Raw genomic sequence first — 12,525 nt, 5'->3', positions numbered from 1 at the left:
TCATCTTTTTCCTTTTTTAATTATGTGAAATGCTAGAACGACTAGCGATAGAATACGATTCCCCAAGCAGAAGTAGAATTTCCGGCATTAATGTGCTCTACTTCACGAGAAGTAATCGATTGTTTAGCGTTTGTGCGATTCTTGTTGAATTTCACAAAATTGATAGCCTTTAATAAGTTCTTCATATTTGTATCCTCCTTCTCTTTATCTTAACTTACACCCATATAATATACTGAAAAAAAGCTGAAATCAAGGGATTTATTTAACTTTTTGAAATTTTTTTCACTTTGTTTTTCTGATAAAATCAAGTGTTTTTGTAGGGCAAACACTGTGTTAAATTTACATAAAATTTCACATTATTTCAGAAATTTTCATTGAAATAAAACTTGACATAATGAGAATCTTTACATATTATATATATGAACAAATGTTCATATGAAAGGGTGTTAATATGGAAATTGAAAAATGTGAAATAACAGTTATCCATGAGGATGTTGTAAATAAGGTGAAAAAAGAGATGCCGGATGAAGAGAAATTAGTCGCAACGGCAGAACTTTTGAAAGTGTTTGGAGATCCGACAAGAATCAAGATCATTTGTGCACTTTTAAAAGCTGAAATGTGTGTTTGTGATCTATCTGCTTTATTAGATGTGTCTCAGTCAGCGGTTTCTCATCAGCTCAAAACACTAAAACAAGCTCGTCTTGTTAAATATCGCAGAGATGGCAAGGTCATCTATTATTCATTAGATGATGATCATATCGGAAGAATTTTTGAAGCTGGATATGAGCATGTGATGGAGGATTAATTATGGAAAAGAAATATATTCTTGAAGGGCTGGATTGTCCAAATTGTGCTATGAAAATTGAAAGAGCGTTAAATAAGCATGAAGATGTGGAAAATGCCAGTGTGAATGCTGCAACATTAGGATGCACGATTCACTATAAATCATATACAGAAGATATAGAAAAAGAACTTATTCATTTAATTGAAGATTTAGAAGAAGTTCATGTCGTAAAAAAAGATGGTCATATACATCATGAAAAAGCTTGTACATGTGAACATGAACACCACCATGACCATAGTTGCTGTAAACATGAGCATCATCATGAACACGAATGTTGTAATCATGATCATCATGAACATCGTAAAGAAGTTATGCGAGTTCAGCCGGCAGGTAAAGACTTAAAAAAATTGAAATGGAAAATTGAAGGGTTAGATTGTGCTAATTGTGCCATGAAAGTTGAAGATGCCGTAAATGAGGTGGAAGGAGTTGCATACGCTTCGTTGAATTTCACTACAAAAACATTACTGTTTTATGTGAAAAAAAATGCTGATGAAAATCATATCAAAGAAAAAGTCAGAAAAGCAATTCTTGATGCAGAAGAAGTTGAAATCATTGAAGGAAATGAGAAAAAAGAGAAAAAGAAGAATTATCAGGCTTATATTTTGGGTACAGGGATTGTCGTATTTGTTTTAAGTTTACAATTTGATTGGCAGATAGGAATTATCCTTTCTTACATTATGGTTGGCTATAGCGTCATCGTAAAGGCGTTGAAAAATATTCGGCGTGGTGAAATATTTGATGAAAATTTCTTAATGCTGATTGCAACCATCGGTGCCCTTGTTGTCGGTGAATATTTAGAAGCAGTAGCCGTTATGCTGTTTTATCAGCTGGGTGAATATTTTCAAAATAAAGCAGTTGAAAGATCAAGAAATTCAATTGCTGATTTAATGAATATCAAAGCAGAAATTGCTCATTTAAAAACTAATGAACAAATAAGTGATGTAGACCCTGAAGAAATTAAGATTAAAGATATCATCGTCGTGCAGCCTGGAGAAAGAGTTCCGTTAGATGGAGTTGTTTGTCAAGGGACAACAACCTTAGATACAAGTGCATTGACAGGTGAATCACTGCCAAGAGAAGTTAGCTTAGGAGATGAAGTGTTGGCAGGCTGCATCAATTTGCAGGGGGTCATTGAAATGAGAGTGACACATGAATTAAGTGAATCAACGGTCAGCAGAATTTTAGATATGGTAGAAAATGCTTCCAGTAAAAAAGCAAGAACAGAGCTGAAAATGACTCGTTTTGCAAGAGTGTATACACCTATTGTTGTTATTGCAGCCTTGGTTTTAGCAATCGTTCCTAACTTCTTTCAAACTCAGATCGGCTGGCAGGAATGGCTGCTTCGTGCATGTACCTTCCTTGTCATCTCATGTCCATGTGCCCTTGTTCTTTCTATTCCGTTAGGATATTTTGCGGGTATCGGAAGTGCTAGTAAAAAAGGAATATTAGTAAAGGGTGGAAATTATCTGGAAATTTTAAGTCAGATCGATACGATCGTCTTTGATAAGACAGGAACATTAACAAATGGTTCTTTTGAAGTAACAAATATTTATAGTGAAAAAGCTGATGAATGTTTACGTTTAGCAGCAATTGCGGAAAGCTATTCAACGCATCCGATTGCTCTTTCTATTCAAAAAGAATATGGAAAAGAAGTGGATAAAAATGAATTTAGAAATGTTGAAGAAATTGCAGGACATGGTATAAAAGGGGAATATCAGGGTAAGATATTACTTGCAGGAAATAAAAAGTTAATTGATCGTTTCCATGTTGCTTGTAAAGAAGAAGCGTCAACTGGAACACTTGTCTATATTGCTTATGATTCAAAGTATGTTGGTACGATTGAAATTAGTGATACATTAAAGCCAAATACGATCGAATCTTTGAGAAGCTTAAAAGAAAAAGGTATTAAAAAACTTGTCATGCTGACAGGGGACCGGCAGAAAACGGCACAAGCCATTGCCAATGAGTGTGGTATTGATGAGGTTCACTATGAACTGTTACCAACAGATAAGGTAGAGGAGCTGGAAAAGATCTTAAAATCAGCATCTGGTAAGGTAGCCTATGTTGGCGACGGTATCAATGATGCACCTGTATTAGCAAGAAGCGATCTAGGTATAGCTATGGGCGGACTTGGAAGTGAAGCTGCTGTAGAAGCCAGTGATCTGGTATTGATGAAGGATAATTTAAGTTCTTTGAGTCAGGGAATTGATCTAGCAAGATTTACGCAGAAGATCATGAATGAAAACATTGTCTTTATTTTAGGTATAAAAGCTATCATTTTAGGGTTAAGCATCTTTGGATATGCAAATATGTGGTTAGGCGTATTTGCTGATGTAGGCGTGAGCATCATAGCAGTCATCAATGCAATGAGAATTCTTAAAAAATGATAATGATTATCAAAATGAGTCTATTATTAAAGAAAAAATAAAATACTGATTGACAAAAAAGTAAGAAAAGATTATACTGGTGATGTATAAGACAAAAGTCTACAGAAAGGAAGTTAACAATGGAACTAAAAGGATCAAAAACAGAACAAAATTTAATGAGCGCATTTGCTGGTGAATCTCAGGCTAGAAATAAATACACATACTATGCCGAAAAAGCAAAAGAACAAGGTTTAAATCAGATTGCTGAATTATTCTTAGAAACAGCTAGAAATGAACAGGAACATGCTAAATTGTGGTTTAAAGCACTACATGGAGATAACATTCCTGAAACTGATGAAAACTTAAAAGATGCTGCAGCTGGTGAAAACTATGAGTGGACAGATATGTATGCTAAATTTGCTAAAGAAGCTAAAGAAGAAGGTTTCAATAAATTAGCATTCCAGTTTGAAGCAGTAGCTAAGATCGAAAAAGCTCATGAAGAAAGATGCTTAGCATTGCTTGCAAATGTTGAAAATAGCAAAGTGTTTAAGAAAGATGAAAAAGTAGTATGGCAGTGTGGTATCTGCGGTTACCGTGTAGAAAATGAAGTTGCTCCTGGTGTATGTCCTGTTTGTGGATATCCTCAGGCAGTATTTGCAAAAGCAAGCGATAACTACTAAAATGAAAAAGGCATGAAAATGCCTTTTTTCTTTTATGGTGAAAAATAATATAAGGCTTTATCGTAAAAGTAGAAAATTTGATTGATTTTTAAAGGGATTTGTGATAATTTTACAGATAATACAAGGAAGAGAGGTACAATTTTATGGCGAAAGTTTTAGAAGGTTTATCTCATACGTTTGGTGAATATCTTTTAATTCCCAATTTAACCACCAAAAAGAATATCGTTGCAAATGTGGATTTAAAAACACCGCTGGTGAAGTTTAAAAAAGGAGAACAACCAGCACTTAGTTTAAACATTCCGATGGTAAGTGCCATCATGCAGTCAGTATCAGATGATAAGATGGCTGTTGCTTTGGCGAAAAAAGGCGGCTGTGCTTTTATCTATGGTTCACAGACGATCGAACAGCAGGCTGAAATGGTACGACGTGTTAAGAATTATAAAGCAGGTTTTGTTATTAGCGATTCTAATATCACACCTGAGAATACATTAAAAGATGTATTAGATTTGTTAGCTAAAACAGGTCATTCAACAATGGCGGTTACCGAGGATGGTACACCGAATGGAAAATTGTTAGGAATCGTAACAAGCCGAGATTATCGTACAACACGAGATTCGTTGGATAAAAAAGTAAAAGACTTCATGACAAAATATCAGGATTTGGTAGTGGGGCATGATGGTATGACACTTACAGAAGCAAATGATTTGATTTGGGAAAAGAAACTGAATTCTTTGCCGATCGTTGATAAAGAACAGCATTTAAAATATATGGTATTCAGAAAAGACTATTCAAGTGATAAAGAAAATACAGATGCATTGCTTGATAGTGAAAAACGTTATATTGTTGGTGCTGGTATTAATTCAAGAGATTATGCACAGCGTGTTCCTGCACTTGTTGAAGCAGGGGTAGATGTTGTCTGCATCGATTCAAGTGAAGGTTTCTCTGAATGGCAGTATGACACAATTAAATGGGTAAGAGAGCATTATGGGGATACTGTAAAGATTGGTGCCGGAAATGTTGTTGATGGAGAAGGATTCAGATATCTTGCAGATGCTGGAGCTGACTTTGTAAAGATCGGTATCGGAGGCGGTTCCATTTGTATTACTCGTGAAGCCAAAGGAATTGGCCGTGGTCAAGCAAGTGCTGTTATGGATGTTGCGAAAGCGAGAGATGAATATTTTGAAGAGACAGGTGTCTATGTACCTATCTGTTCTGATGGTGGTATCGTACATGATTATCATATTACTTTAGCATTAGCGATGGGTGCAGACTTTGTCATGCTAGGAAGATATTTTGCTAGATTTGATGAGTCGCCAACAGCTAAAGTAAAAACAAGCAAAGGTTATATGAAAGAATACTGGGGAGAAGGAAGTAATCGTGCTAGAAACTGGGCACGTTATGACCTTGGAGGTAAACAGGAACTGACATTTGAAGAAGGTGTTGATTCTTATGTGCCTTATGCCGGTAAATTAGATGATGGTGTATCGATCACATTACATAAAATTAAATCAACGATGTGTAACTGTGGCGCATTAACTATTAAAGAATTTTATGAAACAGCACGTTTAACATTAGCTTCCAATGTATCTATCCAGGAAGGAAGCGCACATGACGTCGTGCTGAAAGATGATTTTAAATAGTTAAAGAAGTTGTCTTAAAGAAGCCAAAAAAAGGCTTCTTTTTTTGGTTATAATGTAAAATTTATGTAATGTTTATGTTAAATTTTATATCTAATTTGCGATTATCCGCATAAACACTATACTTTCAAGCACTTTGAAGTATAGAAAATTATTTAATTTACCACGAATTTACCACAATTGAATGAGCCTTGATATGACAATAAAATAGCACTAAAAAGACACCCTTTACACCTGAGTGGTGTCTTTTGTTAAAAAGCAGTCAATCCTAAGACTAACTGCTTTGTGTGTATGGATATAAAGTTGTCAAACTGGGATTGTATGTTGGAAATTATTCTACATCAATCACATCATCTTCACCTATTTCTATGAAAGTGGTGCTACTATCTGTTGAAACGTTTTTAGATACTGACATATTAAATATTATCAAGAGGATATTCAATAGCACAATTACTAGGAATATAACCCCAGCAATTTTCCAAATTTTTTTGCTACGCCTATTCTTAATTGCCATCTGTTCACTGATTTTTGCAAGTTGTTCTGCGATGACATCATTATCATCTTCATCAGGTATTGTTCCTCCAAGCAATACAAATTAACATTATAGTTGCATTACTCTTATATTGATGTAAAACTTAATATTCTATTGTTCCCAATATCACATAGAACCGAATTTACTACCACTATCTTATTTAAAAATGAAAATATCTTCTATCGGTGCATTGAGAACCCGTGAAATATCAATCGCCAGTTTTAGAGATGGATTGTATTGTGCTTTTTCCAACCTCATAATTGTTTCTCTACGAACCCCGACTTTTTCTGCCAGTTGTTCTTGTGTTAAACCTTGTGCTACACGATATACCTTTAAGTTGCACATGAAATCTTCTACCATGACTTATTCTCCTTTTTCGTAGCGGTATAATAAATAGTTGCTAAGAAAAATGACTAAAGCATAGATAAGTGAAACAGAAATGAGCATAAAAATTGCACACCATTCCACATTACGAGAAAACATTCCTATTGCCATAAGCCAAATGACTATAAAGAGAAGTTTAAATCCTACTTTATAGGCGTTTATTTCTGCTTTTCTTTTATTTTCTAAAAAAAGTTCATCTTCTAAAGTGTGAGAAAGTTTTCCTTCAAAGAAAAAGCCGAAAAAGCCAAAAAATATAAAGAATACAAAAGGATATATTTTCCCATATTCAAAATAAGTCCAAAAACCGCTAAAACCTAGAAATCCAAATATTCCACACAGTCCCCAATATGAAGATACTGTTCTTGAATAGTTTTTGTCTTTAAAATTTTTAGAAAAGGCGTTTTTAAAGAAGATAACTGTTACATATAAGACATAAATAGCTATCAAAGCACCGACTATCAACATTGGTATATCCTTTATGGAAAATACATAATTAGACATATCCATGTTTTTAACCCAGCGTGCGTCGTTAAATAATAAAGAGTAAATTATCCCTGCAATCAGTAATATTACACACCCTACTCCCATAAAGATAACTTGTTTCATTTGTTTTTTTGTCATAATCATCCCTCTTTTCAATGTGATGTTTTTGTATCTTTATAAGACAAATATATCACTTAATATAAATGGTGTCAACAAGAAAATGATACAAATACATCTCATATCGTTTTTATATAATTTACTACAAATCAGATTTTGTCCCTTTCTTCCTCTTGTCTGCCACAAACAGTAAAGGAAAAGCCCTGTCAAGAGCCTTGCCACCATTGGTGGTGCTTTGCACTCTTTACTGGGCTTTTTGTTTGCTGTATCTTCTACAAAGAGGAAAAGGGTTACTCGTCCTCATCATCAAAATCGTTATTTTTCAATACTTCCCGTAATAATTCCATATCTTCTTTTGAATTGGGGTTTATCATTTTTACGACTTGATAAGGTGTCCTATATTTATGTCCCTCTATGCTTTCACCGAACATATCCATGCTGTATAAATCATCATAGTGGTCTAACAGTTTTTGAAACTTCAAATGCTGGATAAATTCTTTGATTGGATAAAGGTCGGACGCTACAATGCTTTTTCCGTTGATGTAGTCGGTAATATATTCCCGTAACTTTTTCAACTCATATTCCAGCCATTCTTCTTCGCTGTCAAAGAAGTTGTCATAATGCCCATGTTTTAATTCTGCATTTAGTCGTTCTTCAATTCTTAAAAACTGGCAGACTTCCTTTTCGGCTTGATTAACATACTTCCATTCTCCCGACAGTAATTCATTTGGGGTTACACCCAGCACGTCCATTATCTTTTCTAATGTATCAAAGGTAGGATAATTCACACCACGTTCAATCTTGGAAAGGCTCTGCATATTGATACCGATTTTGTCCGCAAGTTCCTGTTGTTTCATTCCTCTGTATTTTCTTATGGTTTGTATGTTCTCTCCTAAGAAACTGATTTTCTTTTCATAATGCTCCATAACTTAGTATAACCGCTCCTTTCGTTGCTTTTTTTGACGTTTATAAGCATATCATACTTAATCTATATCCAAAAGTCAACAAAAACTTCTTGACAAGTAATTCTAATGGCGTTATTATCGTGTTAGATAGAGCGATTAAGCACGCTAGGGTCAATCACACGCTTGAGTAAGCATATAGAATAGATATTTTCACTTTGATAGCATGAATAGGCATGGACTATCAGACTGAAAATCGGGTTTCTGACTGGGCTGTTCCGTTTAGCCACGAGCCTTACAAGGCTCGTGAGCGTTAAGAACGGGGCAGACACAGGAAGAAAGGGAACGCCTTTAGGCGTTCGTAAAGGGCGTATATGTAACACCGCCCTGCGTATACATGTCATAGTACCTAGAAACTGTGATAAATAAAGGAAAAAACACAATTTTTACCCCGCAAAAAAACGGGGCATACGAAAGGAGAAATGCACTATAACTACACACAAAAATTTATCCGTTAAGATTGATTACATCAGCATTGTATTTGAAACGGCAACCGCTGAAGATGTAATCATGCACATTTTAGATTTACCGACTGACATTTTCAATGTTTATCCAGCAACGATAAAATTCAAGACTTATCAGGCACGCTGGCAGATTGGAGATATTTATGTATCGGGGGACGCAAGAAAGACAGAGGACAACCCACAGGGGCTAGGCTGTTATCTTGTTATGACTGGCAGAGGTTGTGATGATATTTTCCGTATTCTCGACAGTAGGAATTATACCTTTGGGGATATGTTCCGACGCTGTGAGCGAAGATACGGACTGGATAATTTCCATTTCACAAGACTTGATATTGCCATTGATGATAAGAACGAAAAGCCATTCTTTACCATAGAGCAGATAAAGAAGAAATGCGAAAAAGAGGAATTTATTTCTAATAGTGAGGGCTACCACTTTGACGAAAGCAAGTTTGATGATTTCGACACTGCAAAGACTGTTTATATTGGTGCTGGTAAATCGGGATTGTCCTACCGCTTTTATGACAAAGATAAGGAAGTCTGTTCAAAACATAATAAGACACTTGATGAAGTCGGCAGTTGGAAACGGACAGAAATGCAACTGCGAGATGATAAGGCTCATGCTTTTGCCATGACATTCAAAGACAGACCGCTGGAACTTGGGGAACTGGCTTTCGGGCTATTGGCAAACAACCTACGCTTTGTCGTGCCAAACAGAAATGAAAGTAATAAGAGCAGATGGAAAACGTGTCGGTTTTGGGAACGCTTTTTAGGGGCTATGGAAGTCTTAAAACTGCAAGTACCGAAACTACATAATTCTCTTGAGGAAACACAGCAATGGCTCACAGAGGGTGGCGTGATTTCCGCTGTGAAAAGTTTTTACTTCTTGGAAGAACATGACGCATTAGGTGGACTGGAAAAAGTGGGAACTATGCTTGATAAGGCAAGATACAGCAATTCCCTTTCCAGTAAACTAACCGCCCACTTACAGAGGATAGACCGCACCGATCTTATCCCCTATATCCAATATAACACGAAACATGGGAAAGGGGGTATCTGATGAATAACAACGATATTCCCGTATGGGAAAAATACACCCTTACCATTGAAGAAGCGTCAAAATATTTCCGTATCGGAGAAAACAAGTTAAGACGATTGGCAGAGGAAAACAAGGACGCTGGCTGGCTCATTATGAATGGCAACCGCATACAGATTAAACGCCGACAGTTTGAAAAGGTCATTGACAAATTGGACGCAATCTAATGCAAATGAGCCTTGTATGTGTTATGATGAATACAAGTCATATCAAGGCTCTTTCCAACAAGGAAAGGAGCAGACACCATGAAAGAAAAAAGACGGGATAGCAAAGGACGTATCCTGCATACTGGAGAGAGCCAACGAACAGACGGGAAATACTTATATAAATATGTGGACGCATTTGGAAACACAAAATATGTGTATGCTTGGAGATTGACACCCACAGACCCGACACCAAAGGGAAAACGGGAAAAACCCTCACTTCGTGAACTGGAACAGCAGATAAGACGGGATATTGAGGACGGTATCGACAGCACAGGCAAGAAAATGACGCTTTGCCAACTCTACGCCAAACAGAACACACAGAGGGCAAACGTGAAGAAGAGCACACAGAAACAACGGGAACAGCTCATGCGGTTATTGAAAGAGGACAAGTTAGGTGCTAGGAGCATTGATACGATAAAACCCTCTGACGCTAAGGAATGGGCGTTACGCATGAAAGACAAAGGCTTTTCCTATAACACCATTAACAACCATAAACGCTCGTTAAAAGCGTCATTCTATATCGCCATACAAGACGATTGTGTAAGGAAAAACCCTTTTGATTTCAAGTTAAGTGAAGTTATAGAAAATGATACCAAAGAGAAAGTCGCATTGACAGAGGAACAGGAACAAGCCCTACTCTCATTCATCAAGGCGGACAATGTGTATCACAAGTATTATGATGATGTGCTGATACTGTTAAAGACAGGACTTCGTATCTCGGAACTGTGCGGACTGACAGTAGCCGATATTGATTTCAAGAATGAAGTTGTGATTATCGACCACCAGTTATTAAAGAGCAAGGAACAGGGCTACTATATTGAAACGCCTAAGACAAAAAGCGGAGCAAGGCAAGTGCCATTAAGCAGAGAAACGATACAAGCATTTCAACGGGTTATGAAGAAACGCCCAAAGGCAGAACCATTTGTGATAGACGGACGGGGCAACTTTCTATTTGTAAATCATAAAGGCAAGCCCAAAGTTGCGATTGATTACAATATGCTTTTTGTCCGTATGGTAGAGAAATACAACAAGCACCATAAGGACAATCCCTTGCCACATATCACACCGCATACACTACGCCATACGTTCTGCACAAGGCTGGCAAGTAAGAACATGAACCCAAAAGATTTACAGTATATCATGGGACATTCAAATATCAGTATCACAATGAACTGGTATGCTCATGCGTCCATAGATACTGCAAAATCAGAGGTTCAGCGTCTAATCGCATAGAAGTATTTACCACGATTTTAACCACGCTTGATAGCGAAAATATAAGAAGATAGACCTAGATATGTGAGGTTTACAACAAAAGCAAAATGCCCGTAGAGCCGATAAAATAAGGCTTTACGGACATTTAAGAAGATATAAAAAGATAGTCAAAAAGACATATATAATTTAAGAAAAAATAAATAAAAAAAGTAAGTAATAATATGGTAAAAAAATTTAATTTCATTTAAAAAAATGAGTTATTATATTAGATGAAAGGGATTTCACAAGAAAAAAGGAGGCATATAAGTGAAAAAATTTCTTACAATGTTCTGCAGCCTGTGCTTATGCTTAGGTATGGCAACAGGATGCAGCTCAACAACAGATGACACCCCTACGGATGATACGAATGAAACAGGGGAAATCGACCAGACAACTTTTGAAGAATTGTTGGAAGCTGGCAAGGAAAACGGTAAAAAGGTTACGGTTTATTCCACTCATTCCGTTGTAGTCAGCGCTTGTGAAGCATTCAAAAACAAATTTGATCTGGATGTTGAATTTGAATGTACACAGATCGGGGATACAGATCAGATCACTCAGGTAGCAACTGAGGTTTCGACAGGGGCAGCCGGAGCCGATATCATCTTTATTCAGGATGGTGCTCGTGTTCTTACTGACTTAGTAGACGAAGGATATGTAGTTAACTGGTATAATCAAGAGATCTATGATGCTGTAGGTGAAGAACAGGCAGAGCCGTTGCTGGTTTGGGATTACTGTAATAAAGTATTCATTTATAATACTGATAATGTAGCTGAAGATGAAATTAATAATATCTGGTATGTAACGGATGAGAAATATGCCGGAACTGTCATGATGAAGGATCCTTTTACCGAAGGTGTTAATATGGACTTCCTGACAGTAGTTACTTCTGATGAAAATGCAGCTTTGCTTGAAGAAGCTTATAAGGAATACTATGGTGAAGATCTTGTATTAGATGATGATTGTCCGAATGCAGGTTATCAGTGGATCAAGATGCTTTATAATAACGGTTTGGTTGTTGGTACTTCTGATGGTGATATGGCACAGTCTATCGGTGCTGAAGGACAGACAAAACCATGGTCAGGTCTGATTACATTGAATAAATATGTAAAGAACTTAGAGATTGGTTACAAGTTAGGATATACTTCTGATGTAACTCCATTTGCAGGATTTATTTATCCGATCTATGGACTGCTGACATCAAATGCCGACAATCCTGAAATGGCAAAAGCATTCCTTTGCTGGCTATATACTGAAGATGGCTGGTTTGGTGATGGTGAAACAACATTGAACGATGGTTCTGTTTATGTTGGTATGACAGGGCGTCAGGGTGACTACAGTGCTAATACAAGCCTGGGAGTTGCTGATGGTGACCAGGAATTATCTGTTTGGAAAGATATCCTAATCGTTGAAGATCCTGAATATGCTGCTGAACATCGTGCAGATGTAGAAGATTTTATTAATTTGATCAAGTAGTTTTGAATCATAGAGAAGGGCTGTGGTGATACA

At 36.6% G+C, this 12,525-nt stretch carries 13 protein-coding genes; 8 read left to right on the top strand and 5 right to left on the bottom strand.

What is annotated here, in order from left to right:
* Positions 1–41: 41 nt before the first annotated feature.
* Positions 42–185 carry a hypothetical protein gene (locus BQ5367_RS13455; RefSeq protein ID WP_154667075.1) on the bottom strand — a complete coding sequence of 48 codons (144 nt, stop codon included), beginning with the start codon at positions 183–185 and terminating at the stop codon, positions 42–44.
* Between the two features lie 266 nt (positions 186–451).
* On the opposite strand from BQ5367_RS13455, the gene BQ5367_RS02430 reads away from it, so the two are divergent.
* The 4 genes from BQ5367_RS02430 to BQ5367_RS02415 all read left to right on the top strand — a co-directional run bounded on the left by BQ5367_RS02430 (position 452) and on the right by BQ5367_RS02415 (position 5,530).
* A complete protein-coding gene (locus BQ5367_RS02430; RefSeq protein ID WP_071440976.1) occupies positions 452–805 on the top strand; it encodes an ArsR/SmtB family transcription factor in 354 nt (117 codons plus the stop codon).
* Between the two features lie 2 nt (positions 806–807).
* Positions 808–3,231 carry a heavy metal translocating P-type ATPase gene (locus BQ5367_RS02425; protein ID WP_071440975.1) on the top strand — a complete coding sequence of 808 codons (2,424 nt, stop codon included), beginning with the start codon at positions 808–810 and terminating at the stop codon, positions 3,229–3,231.
* A 119-nt stretch (positions 3,232–3,350) separates the two neighbouring features.
* Positions 3,351–3,890: a rubrerythrin gene (gene rbr / locus BQ5367_RS02420; protein WP_071440974.1), complete on the top strand. Its 540-nt coding sequence runs from the start codon at positions 3,351–3,353 to the stop codon at positions 3,888–3,890.
* Positions 3,891–4,033: 143 nt separating this feature from the next.
* Positions 4,034–5,530, top strand: a complete 1,497-nt coding sequence (locus BQ5367_RS02415) for an IMP dehydrogenase (RefSeq protein ID WP_071440973.1) — start codon at positions 4,034–4,036, stop codon at positions 5,528–5,530.
* A gap of 328 nt (positions 5,531–5,858) precedes the next feature.
* On the opposite strand, the gene BQ5367_RS02410 is transcribed toward BQ5367_RS02415, so the two are convergent.
* The 4 genes from BQ5367_RS02410 to BQ5367_RS02395 form a co-directional block, all read right to left on the bottom strand.
* Positions 5,859–6,116 carry a hypothetical protein gene (locus BQ5367_RS02410; protein ID WP_055157184.1) on the bottom strand — a complete coding sequence of 86 codons (258 nt, stop codon included), beginning with the start codon at positions 6,114–6,116 and terminating at the stop codon, positions 5,859–5,861.
* Positions 6,117–6,215: 99 nt separating this feature from the next.
* Positions 6,216–6,419, bottom strand: coding sequence for a helix-turn-helix transcriptional regulator (locus tag BQ5367_RS02405; RefSeq protein WP_015527881.1), 204 nt, complete (start codon positions 6,417–6,419; stop codon positions 6,216–6,218).
* Positions 6,420–6,422: 3 nt separating this feature from the next.
* Entirely contained in the window at positions 6,423–7,064 is a 642-nt protein-coding gene (locus BQ5367_RS02400) for a DUF3796 domain-containing protein (protein WP_015527882.1), read from the bottom strand.
* A gap of 269 nt (positions 7,065–7,333) precedes the next feature.
* The gene (locus BQ5367_RS02395; RefSeq protein WP_055304083.1) at positions 7,334–7,969 is read right to left on the bottom strand and encodes a helix-turn-helix domain-containing protein; all 636 of its coding nucleotides are present in this window, start codon (positions 7,967–7,969) and stop codon (positions 7,334–7,336) included.
* Between the two features lie 495 nt (positions 7,970–8,464).
* Between BQ5367_RS02395 and BQ5367_RS02390 the strand changes: the two genes are divergently transcribed.
* The 4 genes from BQ5367_RS02390 to BQ5367_RS02375 all read left to right on the top strand — a co-directional run bounded on the left by BQ5367_RS02390 (position 8,465) and on the right by BQ5367_RS02375 (position 12,492).
* Positions 8,465–9,526: a replication initiation factor domain-containing protein gene (locus tag BQ5367_RS02390; RefSeq protein ID WP_259317195.1), complete on the top strand. Its 1,062-nt coding sequence runs from the start codon at positions 8,465–8,467 to the stop codon at positions 9,524–9,526.
* The gene (locus BQ5367_RS02385) at positions 9,526–9,729 is read left to right on the top strand and encodes an excisionase (protein ID WP_002610247.1); all 204 of its coding nucleotides are present in this window, start codon (positions 9,526–9,528) and stop codon (positions 9,727–9,729) included. Before BQ5367_RS02390 ends, BQ5367_RS02385 begins: the two co-directional genes overlap by 1 nt.
* Before the next feature lie 78 nt (positions 9,730–9,807).
* Positions 9,808–11,001 carry a site-specific integrase gene (locus BQ5367_RS02380; protein ID WP_009243571.1) on the top strand — a complete coding sequence of 398 codons (1,194 nt, stop codon included), beginning with the start codon at positions 9,808–9,810 and terminating at the stop codon, positions 10,999–11,001.
* Between the two features lie 285 nt (positions 11,002–11,286).
* Positions 11,287–12,492: an ABC transporter substrate-binding protein gene (locus BQ5367_RS02375; RefSeq protein ID WP_071440972.1), complete on the top strand. Its 1,206-nt coding sequence runs from the start codon at positions 11,287–11,289 to the stop codon at positions 12,490–12,492.
* The last annotated feature ends 33 nt before the right edge of the window (positions 12,493–12,525 follow it).

Origin of the sequence: Traorella massiliensis (assembly GCF_900104665.1) — a bacterium.
Classification (GTDB): Bacteria; Bacillota_I; Bacilli_A; order Erysipelotrichales; family Erysipelotrichaceae; genus Traorella; species Traorella massiliensis.
This window is presented reverse-complemented; position numbering and strand designations above follow the sequence as displayed.